Annotated in this window: 16 protein-coding genes; 13 read left to right on the top strand and 3 right to left on the bottom strand. The window is 46.3% G+C overall.

Features of this window, described 5'->3' with window-relative positions; genetic code table 11:
- Window positions 1-27 precede the first annotated feature (27 nt).
- From MKY35_RS17680 to MKY35_RS17670, 3 genes are all read left to right on the top strand, one after another.
- The gene (locus tag MKY35_RS17680) at window positions 28-1,035 is read left to right on the top strand and encodes a tripartite tricarboxylate transporter substrate binding protein (RefSeq protein WP_342444372.1); all 1,008 of its coding nucleotides are present in this window, start codon (window positions 28-30) and stop codon (window positions 1,033-1,035) included.
- 48 nt (window positions 1,036-1,083) lie between these two features.
- Complete coding sequence (gene kdgT, locus MKY35_RS17675; protein ID WP_342444371.1) at window positions 1,084-2,085, top strand: 2-keto-3-deoxygluconate transporter; 1,002 nt, start codon at window positions 1,084-1,086, stop codon at window positions 2,083-2,085.
- Window positions 2,086-2,248: 163 nt separating this feature from the next.
- Window positions 2,249-2,602 (top strand): hypothetical protein, encoded by a 354-nt coding sequence (locus MKY35_RS17670; protein WP_029515421.1) that lies wholly within the window; start codon window positions 2,249-2,251, stop codon window positions 2,600-2,602.
- A gap of 81 nt (window positions 2,603-2,683) precedes the next feature.
- On the opposite strand, the gene MKY35_RS17665 is transcribed toward MKY35_RS17670, so the two are convergent.
- Both MKY35_RS17665 and fdhF read right to left on the bottom strand, forming a co-directional pair.
- Complete coding sequence (locus MKY35_RS17665; RefSeq protein WP_342444370.1) at window positions 2,684-3,166, bottom strand: DUF1641 domain-containing protein; 483 nt, start codon at window positions 3,164-3,166, stop codon at window positions 2,684-2,686.
- Between the two features lie 12 nt (window positions 3,167-3,178).
- The gene (fdhF, locus tag MKY35_RS17660; RefSeq protein WP_342444369.1) at window positions 3,179-6,121 is read right to left on the bottom strand and encodes a formate dehydrogenase subunit alpha; all 2,943 of its coding nucleotides are present in this window, start codon (window positions 6,119-6,121) and stop codon (window positions 3,179-3,181) included.
- A gap of 640 nt (window positions 6,122-6,761) precedes the next feature.
- On the opposite strand from fdhF, the gene moaA reads away from it, so the two are divergent.
- From moaA to MKY35_RS17620, 8 genes are all read left to right on the top strand, one after another.
- Window positions 6,762-7,775 (top strand): GTP 3',8-cyclase MoaA, encoded by a 1,014-nt coding sequence (moaA, locus tag MKY35_RS17655; RefSeq protein WP_039274505.1) that lies wholly within the window; start codon window positions 6,762-6,764, stop codon window positions 7,773-7,775.
- A 40-nt stretch (window positions 7,776-7,815) separates the two neighbouring features.
- Complete coding sequence (fdhD, locus tag MKY35_RS17650; RefSeq protein ID WP_039274507.1) at window positions 7,816-8,628, top strand: formate dehydrogenase accessory sulfurtransferase FdhD; 813 nt, start codon at window positions 7,816-7,818, stop codon at window positions 8,626-8,628.
- Window positions 8,629-8,761: 133 nt separating this feature from the next.
- Window positions 8,762-9,010 (top strand): MoaD/ThiS family protein, encoded by a 249-nt coding sequence (locus MKY35_RS17645; protein WP_039274509.1) that lies wholly within the window; start codon window positions 8,762-8,764, stop codon window positions 9,008-9,010.
- A gap of 56 nt (window positions 9,011-9,066) precedes the next feature.
- Entirely contained in the window at window positions 9,067-9,798 is a 732-nt protein-coding gene (locus MKY35_RS17640) for a molybdenum cofactor biosynthesis protein MoaE (RefSeq protein WP_029515415.1), read from the top strand.
- A gap of 63 nt (window positions 9,799-9,861) precedes the next feature.
- Window positions 9,862-10,935 (top strand): thiazole biosynthesis adenylyltransferase ThiF, encoded by a 1,074-nt coding sequence (locus MKY35_RS17635; RefSeq protein WP_342444368.1) that lies wholly within the window; start codon window positions 9,862-9,864, stop codon window positions 10,933-10,935.
- Window positions 10,936-11,036: 101 nt separating this feature from the next.
- Window positions 11,037-11,858 carry a molybdate ABC transporter substrate-binding protein gene (modA, locus tag MKY35_RS17630; RefSeq protein ID WP_342444367.1) on the top strand — a complete coding sequence of 274 codons (822 nt, stop codon included), beginning with the start codon at window positions 11,037-11,039 and terminating at the stop codon, window positions 11,856-11,858.
- 27 nt (window positions 11,859-11,885) lie between these two features.
- On the top strand, window positions 11,886-12,551 hold the full coding sequence (modB, locus tag MKY35_RS17625; RefSeq protein WP_039274516.1) for a molybdate ABC transporter permease subunit: 666 nt from the start codon (window positions 11,886-11,888) through the stop codon (window positions 12,549-12,551).
- Window positions 12,552-12,794: 243 nt separating this feature from the next.
- The gene (locus tag MKY35_RS17620) at window positions 12,795-14,330 is read left to right on the top strand and encodes a right-handed parallel beta-helix repeat-containing protein (RefSeq protein WP_342446665.1); all 1,536 of its coding nucleotides are present in this window, start codon (window positions 12,795-12,797) and stop codon (window positions 14,328-14,330) included.
- 231 nt (window positions 14,331-14,561) lie between these two features.
- Here the strand turns inward: MKY35_RS17620 and MKY35_RS17615 are convergent, their stop codons facing one another.
- Window positions 14,562-15,872, bottom strand: coding sequence for an amidohydrolase family protein (locus MKY35_RS17615; RefSeq protein WP_342444366.1), 1,311 nt, complete (start codon window positions 15,870-15,872; stop codon window positions 14,562-14,564).
- A 156-nt stretch (window positions 15,873-16,028) separates the two neighbouring features.
- Between MKY35_RS17615 and MKY35_RS17610 the strand changes: the two genes are divergently transcribed.
- Window positions 16,029-16,457, top strand: coding sequence for a MarR family transcriptional regulator (locus MKY35_RS17610; protein WP_342446664.1), 429 nt, complete (start codon window positions 16,029-16,031; stop codon window positions 16,455-16,457).
- Between the two features lie 119 nt (window positions 16,458-16,576).
- Window positions 16,577-16,924 (top strand): DUF2294 domain-containing protein, encoded by a 348-nt coding sequence (locus MKY35_RS17605; RefSeq protein WP_013311231.1) that lies wholly within the window; start codon window positions 16,577-16,579, stop codon window positions 16,922-16,924.
- Window positions 16,925-16,992 lie beyond the last annotated feature (68 nt).

The following is a 16,992-nucleotide window of genomic DNA, read 5'->3' as shown; positions in this document are numbered from 1 at the left end:
GTCCATTTTTGGAGAAGAGGAAACGTAATGAAGAAAAAGCCATGGCAAAAATATGTGCTGGTTGCGGCGGGAGTAGCTATGCTTTCTGCCTTGAGTATCAGTGAATATGTGGATCACCGCACCTTGCAGGATCACAGCCGTATATTTCCTACGAAGCCAATAACCCTCGTCGTTCCTTATGCAGCCGGAGGCGGTACGGATATTACCGCGAGAGCGTTGGCGAAAGCTGCCGAAAAGCATCTCGGTCAGCCGATCATCGTCGTTAATCGAACGGGAGGAGGCGGTTCTGTCGGGCTGATGGAAGGGGCTGAGGCGCAGGCGGACGGTTATACTGTAACGTATCTGGTCGCTGAGCTGACTACGTTGCCTCATTTGGGACTGCTGCCGCTCACCTATGAGCGATTTAAACCTCTGCTTCAAACCAATATGGACCCTTCCGCTATTACGGTCCGGGCGGATGCACCATGGAAGACAGCGGAGGCATTTCTGGAGGATGCTGAGGCCCATCCCGGCAAGCTTAAAATGGGGAATGCAGGCACAGGGAGCATATGGCACCTTGCTGCCGCAATGCTGGAGCAGAAAAGCAGAGTCCGCTTTACCCATATCCCTTATGAGGGGGCAGGCCCAGCCGTCTCCGCTTTAATGAGCGGATTTGTGGATGCTGTACCCGTCAGTCCCGCAGAAGTGAAGAAATACGTGGACGAAGGGAAACTTCGCATACTGGCGATCCAGTCAGACACTATTTCGGAAGCGTTTCCAAAAGTGCCGACACTACAGCAAGCCACTGGGCTGCGTGTACATTTTATCGGCACTTGGAGAGGGCTGGCTGTGCCTAAGGATACACCGGATGCAGTTGCTCAAACGCTAACGGATGCACTGATCAAGGGGACGAAAGACGAGGAATTCAGGGAGGAAATGCGTAAGCATGGGTTGGGATTGCGTGTCCAGGATGCAGAGGCATTCGCGCGACAACTGAAGGAGAGTCATGATACCTTCGCGAGACTGATTCCCGAGCTCGGTTTGAGCCGCAAGTGACACGGCCTTGTTTTTGCATTGGCAAAAACGAAAGGGTTGAACGAAGTTATGAAAATCAAACAAAACATTGATAAAATTCCAGGGGGCATTATGCTGGTGCCGCTGTTTATTGGCGCACTTTTTCATACATTTACTCCATGGGCAGGCGACTATTTTGGATCTTTTACCAAGGGGCTGATGACAGGTACGGTACCCATTTTAGCAGTGTGGTTTTTTTGTATGGGGGCTTCTATAGATGTGCGAGCGACGGGTACTGTGCTGCGTAAATCAGGAACGCTCGTATTGACTAAAATCGCGGTCGCGTGGGTAGTGGCGATCATTGCATCCAGATTGCTGCCTGTTGGGGGTGTAGAAAGTGGGCTATTTGCAGGTTTGTCGGTGCTGGCGCTGATCTCGGCTATGGATATGACGAACGGCGGGTTATACGCCTCCATTATGCAGCAGTATGGCTCCAAGGAAGAGGCGGGAGCATTTGTACTGATGTCACTGGAATCGGGTCCATTAGTGACCATGATTATTTTGGGTAGCACCGGACTGGCCGTTTTCGAACCGCAGACATTTGTGGGGGCGGTATTACCATTTTTGATCGGCTTTATGTTGGGCAATCTGGATCATGATTTCCGAAAGTATTTTGGGAACGCAACGCAAGCCTTAATTCCATTTTTCGGTTTTGCACTTGGTTGTTCCATTGACTTGAGTGTCATTGTCCAGACAGGTATGCTTGGTATTTTATTGGGTATTTTTGTCATTCTCGTTACAGGTATTCCACTAATTTTGGCGGACAAATATATCGGTGGTGGCAACGGTACAGCAGGAATTGCAGCTTCCAGTACAGCAGGTGCAGCAGTAGCGAACCCAGTCATTGTCGCCAATATCAAGCCTGAGTTCCTGCCTGTTGCGCAATCTGCAACGGCATTAGTTGCCGCTTCAGTCATTGTGACCTCGATTTTAGTACCTATTCTGACGGCATACTGGGCCAATTATATGAAGCGTAAGGGGAAATCTCGAGGAGCAGGGCCTGTAAATCCAGGGACGAATGTTCCTAAATGAGGATTTTGCAAAATCCTGAAATAAAGTTTGGATGGTGATGGTTCAACTTATGAATCTTTCCATTACCCGGGAAATGCTTTTGCAGGTATACCTTCAATCCTAACATCACAAAACTTGTCCTAAAACGCTTCTGCAAACATATATATGTTTGCAGAGGAGCGTGATGGGATTGGAAAACAAAGTGCGTCGCTACTATCAGTTAAAGCAAAAGCAAAAAGAAATTGAAGGTGAACTGACTGATTTGCGTAATGACATTACCGCTCATTGTGCGCAGCAGGAAGTGTCAGATTGGGAAATTGGCAACTATCGGGTCAAGATTGTGCAGCAGCACCGTAAGGAATACGATCATACAAAGCTGTATGATTCACTGCCTGATCCGCAGCTATGGCGCTTGTTTTCCAAGCCGGATACGTCGAAGATTGCCAGTTTGCTTAAGCTCAAGGTCATCGCAGAGGAGCAAATAAAAGATGCTGTTTCTCTTAAAACGGTGACGCTATTGCAAGTGGATAAAAAATAAATAAAAAGAGCTGCCCCCGTTTTCGGAGCCAGCTCTTTTTATTGTCATTGTTACTAGTCTTCAACCTTCACGCTCTATAAGTTATTTATCTGACAAACTTTTTCCCACTCCTTTGAGAAAATGAATGCCAAATCCCATTGCCCGGTTTACATCTGGATCATTCATCGCTTTCATAAGATCGCGCAGACGAGTCTTTTTATTCTGTTTTAGATGTTCATTGGCTTCGTTCAGGCCATTAGTAACGCTGTTTGTCAGCTTTTTCATCAGCTCGGGGTCCACCTCAGACAGCATTCCGGCTGCTCCCATGAGATTATTGATGCTGTTCGTCACAGGCTTACGCGTCGCTTGTCCTACAGCGATTTTGGCGATGCTTTCTTTAGCCTTTAGCATAGACTGGGCTGCTTCGAGAAGACCACTATCGTGCAGCTCACGTACGATTTCAAGTGTCTTCTGCAGTGCCGCCCCATTGTCCGCCAGATCAGCAGTAAGCTGATCTAGCGATTGTTTTTGCCGTTCTTCTTCTGTCAAAATGCGTTTTCTCACAATTGAAATAGGCTTAGCCACGGTTCGACCTCCTTATTTTTGATCCACCAAATCGACGTAACCGGGACGATTCCACTTACGGTCCACTTCAACCCCATTTTGCGGATGACGCTTTTTGTAACGCGGATTGATACGTGGTAATGGATTTTGACCGTCTACCTCCAAAATTTGCATCCTTACTTTGGCTTGTTTATAGGCCGGTGTGCGAGTGACCACATCGAATGCTCCACCAGTTAACAGATTGACCGCACTATCATGGCTGGTAGAGTGCATCGGCACATAAATTTCAGTTCCTTGCACCCGGTCTGTCACCAGAACTCGTAGCTTGACCGCACCATAAGGGGATTCCAGTCGAACCAGCGATCCATTATGGATTCCGCGCTCCTCAGCCAATTCAGGTGACACTTCCACAAATACTTTTGGGAGTTTGAGCTGAATGCCTGCCGATTTGGTCGTCATATTTCCCTCATGAAACTGTTCGAGCAGTCGACCATTATTTAAGGTCAGATCGAATTCAACAGGGTACTCTTTTGGTGGTACATATTCGAAAAGTCCCAAACGCGCTTTTTTATCTGGAAAGTTAAAGCCGTTGGTGTGCAGCAGCGGTGTATTGCTACCATCCGGCGATCCCCAGTGGAAGCTGTTCCAGCCTTCCAATACGTCATAATTACATTGGGAGAAAAATGGAGTGAGCGACGCCATTTCCTCAAAAATTTCACTTGGATGGCTGTAATCCCAATCAAATCCCATATGCTTGGCAAATTGGCTGAAAATCCACCAATCCGGTTTACTGTCTCCCATAGGGCGGAGTGCTTCGTATAAACGCTGGACACGACGTTCGGTGTTCGTAAAGGTTCCGTCTTTTTCAAGTGAAGGTACGGCTGGCAAAATAACGTCAGCGAATTCAGCTGTCTTGCTCAGAAATACATCTTGAACGACAAGGAAATCCAAATTCGCCAGCATTTCTTGGGTATGGTTGGAGTCGGCATCCACCCATGCCATCTCTTCTCCAGCGATATACATCGCTTTAAGCTTACCTGTTTCAATGGCTTCCAGCATCTGAATGTTGTCCAGTCCGCGTTGACCTGGAATTTGTACGCCGTAGGCCGCTTCAAACTTGGCACGAACGACATCGTTTGTCACGGGCTGATAGCCCGGGAAAATATCCGGCATCGTACCCATATCGGCAGCACCCTGAACATTGTTATGTCCGCGAAGCGGATATGCGCCCGCACCTGGACGCATAAAGTTTCCGGTCACCAGCAGCAGATTGGCAATCGCAATTGAAGTATAAGAGCCTGCAATGTTTTGCGTCACACCCATGCCCCAGCAAATGGCAGTGCCGTCGGCTTCGTGAATCATAGTCGCTACCTGAATCAGTGTCTCTTTGGAAATACCAGTTTCCTGTTCGGCAAAGTCCAGGGTGAATCGCTCTAGCAATTTCAAATATTCAGGATAGAAGTTTACATGCTTTTCAATGAATTTTGCATCATGCCAGTTTTGCTCAATGATGTATTTGGCTACAGCGGATAACCATACATAATCAGTACCTTGCTTCGGACGAATGAACAGATCTGCGCGTTCTGCCATTTCATGCTTGCGCAGGTCGACCGAGATTAACTTTTGACCGTGCAGCTTATGCGCACGTTTGATACGCGTAGCCAGCACCGGATGTCCTTCTCCCGGCGCGCAACCGACCAGCACGACCAAACCTGCTTTGGCAATATCTTTAATCGTACCGCTGTCCCCACCGATGCCTCCGGTGTATTGCAGCCCCCATGACGCAGGAGATTGGCAATACCGTGAGCAATTATCGACGTTATTCGTTTGGAAGACCTGACGAGCCAACTTCTGCATCAAATAGTTTTCTTCATTGGTAAATTTGGACGAAGAAATAAAGCCGAGTGCTTCGCCACCGTAAGTTTCTTGAATAGCTCCCATTTTACTGGCCATCAGGCTCAGTGCTTCTTCCCAGGTTGCTTCCACAAATTCGTCACCTTGACGAATTAAAGGGGAGGTCAGACGCTGATCGCTGTTCACAAAATCCCAGCCAAATTTACCTTTTACGCATGTCGAGATGCCGTTAACAGGTCCTTCAGAGGTAGGTTGTACCTTCAAAATTTTGCGACCTTTGGTCCAAACCTCAAAGCTGCAACCTACACCGCAAAACGTACAGACGGTTTTCGTTTTTTGCGTACGGGTTTCGCGCATCGCTGCTTCGGCTTCGGAAATAGCAAAAATCCCACTATAGCCCGGTTCCACTTCCTTTATTAAATCCACCATCGGATTTAATAAATCCTTGCTCATGCCACTCATGAAGCCTGCTTCTCCCAGCATAGATTTCTCCATCAAGGCATTACATGGACAGACGGTTACACACTGACCACAGCTAACGCAGGAGGAATCGTTAATCGCAACCCGGTCATCCCATATGACGCGAGGACGTTCAGCCTCCCAGTCGAGGGACAGTGTTTCATTAACCTGAAGGTTTTGGCATACCTCTACGCATTGGCCGCATGCAATACATTGATTGGGGTCATATCGGTAGAAGGGATGAGACATATCTACTTCTGTTGGGTCAACTTTCGGTTGATATGGATATTTTTGATGTTCAATTTCCATAAGCTCTGCTGTATTATGCAAAGTACAATTACCGTTGTTATTATCGCATACGGTGCAGTAGAGGAGATGATTTTCCAGCAATCGGTCCATAGCCTCGGTTTGAGCTGCTTTCGCGCGATCCGAATGTAAATGAATATTCATTCCATCCGAAGCCAATGTCGAGCAAGAACGCATAAGTTTTCCGTCCACTTCCACGATACATGTGTCACAGGTACGGATCGGATCGACTTCGGGAACGTAACACAGCTGGGGATGGGCGATATTGTTTTCGTTAATCACTTCAAGAATCGTTGCGCTGCTCTTCGTTTTCAGTTCCTGTCCGTTTAATGTAATTTTGATCGTACTATCAGTCACGGTTCAGGCTCCTTTCAGATTTTAAATTTAAAAATTAGGAATAAAAAAACTCCACCATAAACACAAGTGCTCATGTTCCAGCACTTGTGTTTATGGTGGAGTAGTGACCAAGCTCTAGGTCCTGGAGGCCAATCCGCCATTTGAATATGTATTAATAACAAACAGTACGCACCGTCTGTATATCAATAACTTCTGAATAACTTAGATATGTCATTTTCTGCATGTTATCTCGTGTAACTATAACGTAAAATTTAAGATAGTTCAACGGTACATTACTAATTTTTTAATTGATAATGATTATCGTTTGAGAAAACGAAAAATCATTGACAAACGTTCCAGGATTGCTAACAATAGGAATGTAGTCTATTTCTGAGCAATCGTAAATGGAGTGTACGTGGGAATCGCGTATATTTTATTTGTCGCAGCGCTTGTTAGTTTGATTTTTCTATATCGCATGATGTGGGATTCGTAAAATCCTGATGTAGATAAATTAACCGGCATTTAGCAGATTCTTCGATATTCATAAGCGAAGAAGTTGTTGTGATGCCGGTTTTTTGGTTCAGTATAAAATGAACGGAAATACCGTTCCGATTTAAAGGGTAAAGAGTTTTATTAATGAAGACGGATTGAGGTGAACAGGATGGCGAACCGGAGCGACGATCAATGGAATCGTCCGTTACGGGACTTAAGAATATCCGTCATAGACCGATGTAATTTTCGGTGCCGATATTGTATGCCGGAAGAAATATTTGGCCATGACTATCCGTTTTTGCCAAAAGAAAAAATATTGACCTTTGAGGAAATCACACGCCTTTCCCGTATTTTTGTCTCGCTGGGCGTTACGAAGCTGCGTATTACTGGTGGTGAGCCGTTGCTGAGGAAAAATTTGTCCTCGCTTATTCATTCGTTAACTCAACTCGATGGGGTTGAAGATATTGCAATGACGACAAACGGCGTATTTTTGCCTAAATATGCTGCAGCACTGCGAGAGGCGGGACTGAAGAGAGTGACGGTTAGTCTGGATTCGCTCGATGATGATCGGTTCCGCCAAATGAACGGGGGCAGAAGCAGTGTAAAGGCGGTGCTGGATGGTATTGAGGCTGCGGATCAAGCAGGGATGCAGGTGAAAATAAATATGGTCGTGCAAAAGGGCTTTAACGATCAGGATATTGTACCCATGGCCGACTATTTCCAAAAGAAAAAGCATATTTTACGTTTTGTTGAGTTTATGGATGTAGGCAACACCAATGGCTGGAAATTAGATCAGGTCGTTTCCAAGCAGCAGATCATCGAAGCCATTCACGAGCATATGCCGTTAGAGCCTGTCGCACCCCAGTACAAAGGTGAGGTGGCGACGCGCTACAGGTATCAGGACAGAGACGGGGAAATCGGTATTATTTCGTCTGTTACGGACGCCTTCTGCTCCACATGTACACGAGCGAGAATTTCTGCTGAAGGCTCCTTGTACACGTGCCTGTTTGCCTCTCAAGGGTACAAGCTTCGCGCGATGCTACGTTCCGAACAGTCCGATGACGAGATTAGAGCTTACATTGAGCGTGTTTGGAGAGAACGTACCGATCGTTATTCAGAGGAACGACTGAATCATACACAGCAAGCAACGTCTAAAATTGAAATGTCACACATCGGCGGGTGAGCCGAAGAGCCAGCCTGTCAGAAATGAGGGAGTGGAGCACATGGAAAAGCCAGCTGAGGTAAAACGTGAGATTTTCCGTTATCGTGACGGTCAGATCAAGCGTTTTGAAGACACGGTGGTGACGGAGCATCCGGTGACCATCAAAATCAATCAGCAGGAATTTGCTACCATGGTTTGTACACCGGAGTATGTGGAGGATATGGCAGTAGGTTTTTTGGCCTCTGAAGGCGTCATTCAACGGTACGATGATATCGAAGATATTTGGGTTCAGGAAAAAGAAGGCTTTGTTCATATTAAAACCCGTCGAATGAATGAGTTTTATCAAAACTTTCATTCCAAACGGTACATTACCTCCTGTTGCGGAAAAAGTAGACAGGGCTTTTATTTTATAAATGATGCCAAAGTGGCAAAAAGAATGAATGACACCCATGTTACGCTGTCTTTTGACGATTGTTTCCGTTTGATGAATTTAATGCAAAACTCGGCACTTACGTTTCAGGAGACCGGTGGTGTTCATAATGCAGCGCTGTGCGATAAAAACGGGATGATCCTATCCAGAATAGATATCGGCCGACACAATGCGCTAGATAAAATCTATGGGCATTGCCTAAAACATGATATTGTATTACAAGACAAAATCATAGTATTCAGCGGACGCATTTCGTCTGAAATTTTGTTGAAGGTTGCGAAGATTGGCTGTGAAGTTGTTTTGTCCAAGTCAGCTCCCACAGAGCTTGCACTTGAGTTGGCTGAGGACCTGGGGATTACGACCGTTGGCTTTATACGCAGTCGTTCTCTGAATGTATATACGCATACCGAACGGATTGATGAACTGGTCGAATCTAAAATATAATATAATAATCTTCAATGTACACCGTCATAGTTAACCAGCATGGAATAAAACCTTTCGAGGTATTCATTCATGTTGGTTTTTCTTGGTACATATGTGGTGGGCAGTCACTGTACTGAAAAGGAGGGGATGTTAAATGAACTATCATATTCAAGTATTTGCTGGACTTGCGGAACAGATGGGAGGGCCTATAATTATGGTGCCTACTGAGCAAGAAACGATGACCGTTGCCGCATTAAAAGACTTGCTATCCGAGCGTTTCCCTGAATCAGCAGCTCAGTTGCAGGGTTCTTTTGTTGCCAGAAATCAAGCCTACGCCGCTCCTGAGGACCTCGTGAGTATACATGATGAGATTGCGATTATTCCTCCGGTTTCAGGAGGGTAGATTTTATTTAATAGGATAGGTGAATTCGATAGAATAGGTGCAAGGGGGCAGATCATATGCAATATCGTATTCAACTATTCGCAGATATGGCGGAGCAACTTGGTGATGTGATCACGGTAGAACTTTCACAGGAAGCGGTGACCATTGCAGACATTCGAAAAAGGCTGAATGAGCTGTACCCGGAAGTGGCTTCACAACTGCCAGGTTCTTTTTTTACCCATCATAAAAAGCTGGCTTCTCCAAATGAACTTGTGCTTCCATCAGATGCAATTGCTCTTCATCAGTCAGCATCCGGGATGGAGACGGTCGTTTCAAAATGTGGTTTATTTGCCATTACGTACGACCCGATTGATGCCGATGAAGTAACCTCAAAGGTACTCGACCCTTCTCATGGCGCCTCGCTGACCTTTAATGGTACGACTCGGGAATTTACGCAAGGTCAGCGAACGGTGTTGCTTGAATATGAGGCGTATGTCCCGATGGCCATGAACACGATGAAGCAGATTGGTGACGAAATTGCAGAACGTTGGCCTTCCACACGTACTGCGATTACACATCGGCTTGGCACGGTAAGAATTGGAGAGACGAGTGTGGTGATTGCTGTCTCAGCTGCACACCGCGATACTTGCTATGAAGCCAGCCGCCATGCCATTGAACGGTTAAAGCAAATCGTACCGATTTGGAAAAAGGAAGTGTGGGAGGACGGCTCAGAATGGAAGGGGCATCAGCTGGGTGGCTGGAACCCTCAAAGTACCCCAAAGCTTTCAAATAAGGGCGAGGACATTTGAACTTTTAGCTTGTCTGATCAACTTGTAGCTATCAATGGATAAGTATGGAGGCGTAAATCAACGATGTCAGAAATGGACAAGATCCAGAAAATAGAAGTTGCTGCACATGCGCATACGTCTCATGCCCGTTATTCTAGACAGGAATTATTCTCGAAAATTGGACCGACAGGCCAGCAAAATATCCGTAGTAAGCACGTGCTGATGGTGGGGGCCGGCGCACTAGGCACTGCCAATGCTGACATGCTGGTGCGAGCGGGCATCGGACGGCTGACGTTGGTAGACCGTGATTATGTAGACTGGAGTAATTTGCAGCGCCAACAGCTCTATGACGAAGCGGATGCCCGTGATCAGATCCCCAAGGCAGTGGCCGCGCAGAAGCGATTGCAGCAAATCAATTCGGACGTGGACATTCGTGCGCTAGTCCGGGACGTCTCGCTGGAGGAAATCGACGATATCGCAGCAGGGGTGGATCTCATCGTAGATGCCACTGACAATTTCGATACACGTTTGCTTATGAACGATTATGCGGTCAAGCACCGAATACCCTGGATTTACGGGGCATGTGTAGGTAGTTATGGGACAACCTTTACCATCGTGCCGGGGCAGACACCGTGCCTGCATTGCCTGCTCGGAACTGTACCGCTCGGCGGTGCAACCTGTGATACGGTCGGTGTGATTAGCCCGGCTGTACAGATGGTGGCGGCTTATCAAAGCGCCGAGGCATTGAAGCTGCTCACAGGGGACGATTCGGCTTTGCAAAATAAGCTGATTTCTTTCGATCTGTGGAACAATCAGCATCAGGCAATCCAAATCAGCGCCATGAAGAAAGCCGATTGTCCAACGTGTGGTGAGCACCCAGTGTATCCTTTTTTACAATCGGAGCATCAGGCTAAAACGGCTGTCTTGTGCGGACGAGATACGGTTCAAATCCGCCCGGCTTCGGGTGCTGTACGTGATCTGAATGAAGCGGCACGTTTGTTATCCCGTCAGGGGGGCAAAGTGGAGCATAATCCATACCTGGTATCCGTTGTTATCGGGACGCATCGAATCGTTCTTTTTCAGGATGGTCGCGTCTTAATTCATGGCACGAAGGACATCGCCGAGGCGAGATCAATTTATCACAAATATTTGGGTTGACCCAATAGATTCGACCCGTTATGAGATGTACAATGCTTCCTTATTTTCGCTATCACATTTTGTTATCTCATTTGGAATTTATAGGATAGGGGAAGAACAAGTTGAAAAAGAAATTTGGGTACATATTCACGCTCGCTGGATTGTTGGCATGGGTTCTGGCTGGGTGTTCGTCTCCGGCTGCTGTACAGTCGGCACAGTCCGCACCCAAGACAGAACTAGTCGTATCTGCCGCTGCGAGTCTTCAAGATAGTCTGAATACGCTCAAGGGCCAGTATGAGAAACAGCACCCAGATATCAAACTTACCTTTAACTACGCTTCATCTGGTACATTACAAAAACAAATTGAGCAAGGCGCACCCGCTGACGTATTTATTTCGGCAGGCATGAAGCAAATGAAGGCATTAACCGATGCTTCATTGGTGGAAAAGGATAACGTGCTACTTCAAAATAAACTGGTTGTGGTTATTCCGCAAGATAAGGCGAAAAGCACAGATAACAAAAGCATTACGCTCAATGACTTGATGGGTCCTTCTTTCCTGAAAGTGGCTGTTGGGGAGCCTACTACCGTTCCCGCCGGACAGTATTCTAAAGAATCGTTAACGAAGGCTGGGCTATGGGACAAGCTGGAACCTAAGATGGTATTCGCCAAGGACGTAAGACAGGTATTAAATTATGTTGAAACAGGCAACGCCGATGCAGGGCTCGTCTATCTGACGGATGCCAAATCATCCGATAAAATGGTCATAGCACTGGAAGTGCCTGAGGAATTGCATGCACCCATCCTGTATCCTGAAGGCATTGTAAAAGCAACCAAACACAGCCAGGAAGCAGGCGAGTTTCTTGATTTTCTACGAACAGATGAAGCTATGAGTGTGTTCAGTAAAGATGGATTTTCAGCCCCTACAGAAATGACGGGAAAATAGAATTTACAGATAAAGGAGGGGGTCCCGTTGGATTGGTCAGCTTTTCTTCCTCCGGTTATCGTATCTGTTAAAGTCGCTGTCGTCGCCAGCATCATCGTCTTTTTATTAGCTACTGTGGTAGCGCGGATGATGGCGAACTGCACGTCGCGGAGGGGAACCAGCGTGATTGAGACCGTCCTACTTCTTCCGCTCGTTTTGCCTCCCACTGTTGTCGGCTTTATTTTGCTCATCTTGCTGGGAAGGAAAAGCTGGATTGGCACTGCCTTCGAAAGCCTGTTTCAGCAGACGATTGTATTTACATGGGGAGCTGCAGTGGTGGCGGCCGTAGTTGTTGCTTTTCCACTGGCTTACCGCACCATTAAAGCAGGTTTTGAAGCTGTAGACCCGGAGGTAGAGCAGGCTGCACGTGCGCAAGGTGCCAACGAATGGCAAGTGTTTCGCCACATTACGATGCCCCTTGCCTACCGCCCCCTCATTTCAGGATACATTCTCGGATTTGCCCGAGGGTTAGGGGAATTTGGTGCTACGCTGATGCTTGCAGGTAATATTCCTGAACAGACTCAAACCCTGCCTACAGCAATTTACACCGCGTCCGAGGTCGGAAATATGACACTCTCTTGGAGCTGGGTAGCTGTCATCATTTTATTCTCTTTTATCATGTTGATGCTTTCTAATCGACTGGTAAAGGATTAGTTCGTTTGGAGTAAGAATATGCGTAGTCTGCCGATAGGGCAGCTGCGGCAACGTTAGCAGCTTTGATCACCAAGAAACCTTGCGATTACTAAAACGCAGGGTTTCTTGTTTCTTTCGACAGCGATTACGGTGACCTCCTGTTCTTTGGTATGGCGCATTAGGTTCACTAATGGCCGATGCCAAAGAACCAGATTTAGTGGAATTATGGTACAATTTACAAGAAAAACAAAGGGGATGAGGAACATGAAGAAATTCGGGCAAATGTTTCTGGTAGGTTTAGCCGTGGTTTTCGGGCTTGGTCTGGTGGCCGGAAATGTGCAACCTCCCGTCGCTTCCGCGGCCGGTACAGAATATTATGTGGCCACGAGCGGCAGCGACTCTAACGCCGGAACGAACGATGCGCCGTGGAAGACGTTGCAGCACGCGGCCGACGTGGCTCCTGCGGGCAGCACGGTTTACGTCCGGGGCGGCGTGTACAAGCAGAAAGTAAAGATTACCCGCTCTGGCTCCGCTTCGCAAGGTCCCATTGTGTTCACCAATTATGGGACAGAGACCGCCATTATTGATGGCAGCGGACTTTCGGTCAGCGGGAATGAAGGGCTGATCGAACTGGCCGATGTCAATTACGTTACTGTTCAGGGGTTTGAAATCCGCAATTTTACCACTGCTTCCAAGAACGTGGTGCCTGTAGGTATTTATGTCCACGGTTCGGGCGGCTTCATTAATCTATCCAACAATAAAATCCATGACATCAAAAACACGGTCACTCCGACCGGCAAAGATCGGCTGGGCCGGGACGCTCACGGTATCGCTGTTTACGGTACGAAAGCTCCGGCTTCGATTCACGACCTTACGATCAGCGGCAATGAGCTGTACAATCTCGTGCTGGGCTCCAGCGAATCGCTCGTTTTAAACGGCAACGTGGATGGCTTTGCGGTGACCGACAACCTCATTCACGATAATGACAACATCGGGATTGATTTGATCGGCTTTGAGGGCACCGCGCCGAATACGACTTACGATCAGGCGCGGAACGGGTTGGTGAAGGGCAATCGGGTGTATAATAATTCAGTTCAAAATAACCCATCTTACAAGAGCGATGACAACTCGGCCGGGGGCATTTATGTAGATGGGGGCAAGGACAGTATTATTGAGCAGAACTACAGCTACAACAACGATATCGGCGTCGAAATTGCCTCCGAGCACGCCGGTAAAGCCACCAGCAATATTACGGTCCGCAGCAACGTGATATATAACAACCGACTGACCGGCATTGCCATGGGCGGTTACAATGAGGAGCGTGGCTCCACGGTTAACTGCAAGATCGTGAACAATACACTATACAAGAACGATACGTTTGAGGACGGAAGCGGTCAGCTTTTGGTTCAATATGATACGCGAAACAACGTGATCCAAAACAATATTTTCGTGGCCAGCTCCACGGATATGCTGATCTCCAATGGATACACCAAAAATTCCGGCAATGTTGTGGATTATAATTTATATTTTGCTCCGAGCGGCAGCTCGGATGCAAATTGGATCTGGAAAAATGAGGAGTATACGGGTTTCTCCGCGTACAAATCGGGGACGGGCAACGATACGCATTCTCTATTTGCAGATCCTAAATTCGCGAATGCCGCGAACAGCGACTTCCATTTGCAGTCTTCGTCACCTGCGATCGATGCCGGGAACACGGACCTTGCCATCATTGGAACACTGGATATCGACGGGAAGCCAAGAGTACAGGGAGCCGCTGTGAACATCGGTGCCTACGAGTAAGCCGTATATTTTATGACAAACAGAGCATGGCGAAATTATTTGGGACCACTGTTTGTACATTTTTACAATGTTCCTTGCAATTAAAACACCTTCAAAGGGAAACCCCATGTCGTAAGATATGGAGATAACCTTGGAGGTGTTTTTGCGTTGGCAACAAGATTAAGCTATCAAAGTAAAAATGGAAGTCATATAAATGAGATTAGAAAGTTGTTCCTGTTCGATAGGCTCCGATTAACATAGTTGTTGCACACCTTTGAACCATACGGATTTGATCGACAAAGTATCAGAGATGTTGGTTGTCGGATCACCGTTTACTAGTATAAGGTCAGCGAGCGAACCTTCGGCAATACAGCCGCGATCGTTAAGCCCAAAGCAACGGGCCGGTTTCACGGTAGCCGACTGAAGCGCTTCTATGGGAGTAAATCCGGCCTCAACCAGCAATTGCATTTCATGATGAACGCTGGCTCCATGAGCAAGGCCGCCAAGATTGGGAACAGGAACGGGGGCGACATCCGTCCCGACCAGAATATCCACACCGGCACGGTGAAGATCCATCACATTTTTAAAGCTATTCTCCAAATTGCCTTGCGGGAAAGTATGGAAGCTTGATTTCAAAATATCGATCCATTCCGGACTTAATTTGGAATAAACACGTGAATCATTCGCCAATTCTGATGCCGGATTCCCCAGAATGGATGAGTTCAATACTAAGCACGGTATAACAAATGCGCCTGAATCCGCTATGGATTTCACCAACTCAGATGTGTATTCGGGCCTGTCGAGAAATAAGTGACCCAATCCGTCGACTCCAATATCGATGGCGGTTTGCGAAGAATGAGCCGTCAAGACGTGGGCTATGACTATTTTATCGAACTTATGGGCTTCTACCACAGCTGCTTTTAAAATCTCGTCGCTTAAAATAGGCAGTCCAGGGGCACCCAAGACCGTCCCTTCTTCAATCATGATTTTAATAAAGTCGGCGCCACTCTCCACTTGGGTATGCACATGTTTGATCGCTTCTTCCACTGTCGTCACTTGGGGCACTTTTTCGTGATCGTGAGCGTAAGCGGCTAGCATAGCTTCCCGGTCTTTCTTGGGTAACTTCTCCAATTCCTTTAATACGAACTCAGGAATTTCATCCTCATCCTGCAATAATTCATCCGGATGACCACCTGGAGCAGTGATCGCTGTGCCGGCGGAACGGACTTCAGCGGCATCATTCACGTTTTTCAACTGGATTTTGCGCCCTCTTTCTGTAAAACTGCCGTTCATTTCGAGTTCTGTCGTGACGCCGAATTTTAAAGCATCTCTTAACCCACCGATTGAAGTATGGACATGCGCATCAATCAGGCCGGGCAATAATGTCCCATTTTCCCCATTGATGATCGTTGCATGCGTCGGAAGGTCTCCGCCTACCGAAATAATGGTTTCCCCCTGGATGATAACATTTCTGGGCTCAATAACTTTTTCTCCATCGAAAATACGTACATTCGTAATCGCTGTAACTTTTTCTACCGTAGAGCTTTGAGTTACATTCTGCATGTCGTTCCTCCTTAATGTTTATCTTTAAACAATTAGAATTCTAACTGTTAGTTATATAACTGTCAATAAACTAATTTTCATTTGACAAACAGTTTAGAGATTTATATAGTTTATTTACTGACAATTAGACTTCTAATAATTTGAGGAGGTACGATGATGAAAACCCAAAAGGATACGGTTTTTCTGGATTTGTTTCAGGTTATCGGTCTTAAGTTAAAGAAAAGAGCGGACGAGAGCATAAAAGAGTTGGGATTAAATGCTCAACAAGGAAAAATGATTAGATATATCTACGAGAATCAAGAAAATAATTTAATTCAGAAAGATCTTGCAGATCGGTTTCATCTGCGCGGAGCCAGCATTACAAGCATACTTCAAGGTCTTGAGCAAAAAGGATTCATCGAGCGCAAAATCCCAGCCAATAATGAACGGCAAAAAAATATTTATGTTTTACCAAAAGCTATTGAATTGATTGAAGCTTTTAGTGATTCTTTCCAAAAGGTGGAGGACGAAATTGTTCAAGCCCTGACTGAAGAGGAGAAGCGAATTTTAGAGGAAATGTTACTCAAAATTAATAAACGCTTATAATTTTAGATAAAATCATGTTCCAAAAATCACTTTCGCTAGTCTCTGTTTTATATGATAGGAATCGGTTATGATGGAAATAGTAATAGGGATTTTAGTAGATTTTAGGAGAGCGGTGCGATATGAGAAGGGAAACGGGTTTTAACGAAATTATTCGAAAAGTACGTAAAGAGCTGTTTGGGAAAGGCCCGGAGCGCATACATACAACCTTTGTAGATAATATGGCCATCACGATGCTGTATGGAAATTTAACCCCATCCGAAAAGTTTCTGGCACAAGAAGAATCCGGGAAAGAGATGGTGCATGCAGCCCGAACCAAAATGGTTCAAAAAATATATCCCACACACTTCAATAAAGAACTGGAGGATTACATGGATTCCCGGCTGCTACACCTCTTTTCAGATATTAAAGTGGAGGAAGATATAGCCATATCCGTTTTTGTATTTGAAGATAATATTACTGCAAAATAAAAAAGAAAGCGGAACCGACATCGAATCCATATTGTTGGAGAGTTCGGCTTCATCCTCGATTTAATTAA

This window comes from Paenibacillus sp. FSL L8-0638, assembly GCF_038593075.1.
GTDB classification, from domain to species: domain Bacteria; phylum Bacillota; class Bacilli; order Paenibacillales; family Paenibacillaceae; genus Paenibacillus; species Paenibacillus polymyxa_D.
Note: the sequence above shows the minus strand (reverse complement) of the source record. Positions and strands in the feature narration are given on the sequence as shown.